The 860-nt window shown below is 46.2% G+C and carries 1 protein-coding gene; it reads right to left on the bottom strand.

Going from position 1 to position 860, the window contains the following annotated elements; genetic code table 11:
- Positions 1-311: 311 nt before the first annotated feature.
- On the bottom strand, positions 312-746 hold the full coding sequence (locus CKO36_RS19255; RefSeq protein ID WP_200286505.1) for a hypothetical protein: 435 nt from the start codon (positions 744-746) through the stop codon (positions 312-314).
- Between the last annotated feature and the right edge of the window lie 114 nt (positions 747-860).

The following is an 860-nucleotide window of genomic DNA, read 5'->3' as shown; positions in this document are numbered from 1 at the left end:
CGCCGGGATTGTACTCAGCCTGCGGGCGCTGAGCCAAACGACCGGGCGCTGGCAACAATTTTGGCAGCGAATTGATCAATTCGGTGCCGCCTGTTTCGGGTGATCACATTATTCAAAGGCCGCACCCTCCAAGAAAAACGCTTGGCGAGGATGCGTATTGCTTGGGATGTTATTGAAAGGGGAGTCAGGTTTTAGCATTTGAGTGTGGACCCTCTGACGCTAACGCCGCAAATCACCGGGGACAAAAAGCAGAGCGAGGAACGAGCAGCGCTTTTTGGCGTCCGTGTGGATTTGCCTTGTTAGGTTTCTTTTCATCGGCCCTGCGAAATGTTAAGCACACCTTCTTCGCTTACGCTGATTCCGCCTTCGATATGAAGCCCGCTATCTGACCGCTGTTTTGCAAAAAACTTACGATACAAATCTAAAAGAACGGAAGTGCTTGCAAGCAATAAAACACCTTGTGTTAAGCCACCAATAACCGGTATTGAACCTACAATTAAAAACATGGCAATAAATACGATAGCGTTTTCGATTTCCGTTCTTCCTACTTCGTCTGTTCGCACGTATTCAATTTCATCAACACCACGTGGTTCATAGTTAATCCTCGATGTATCCTCAACATCGAGGAGGTAAGTTATCCCACAGGCATCATTCTGCTCCAAACGATCAAAGGTATATATCTCTTCGCGCTTGTTATTTTCTTCAATTTCGGATTTTTCAATCGAAATTGAACTAAACCGCGTCAATTTAGAGGTGCGTAATTCTTATGCTATAGTTTGCGCTCCATTGTGCCACGCATCGTTTGGACGCGCACTTGCCGACATTTTGGTGACAGGATCGTTTCATGTTGACGTTAGATC

The organism is Rhabdochromatium marinum (assembly GCF_016583795.1).
In the GTDB taxonomy this organism is placed as follows: Bacteria; Pseudomonadota; Gammaproteobacteria; order Chromatiales; family Chromatiaceae; genus Rhabdochromatium; species Rhabdochromatium marinum.
Note: the sequence above shows the minus strand (reverse complement) of the source record. Positions and strands in the feature narration are given on the sequence as shown.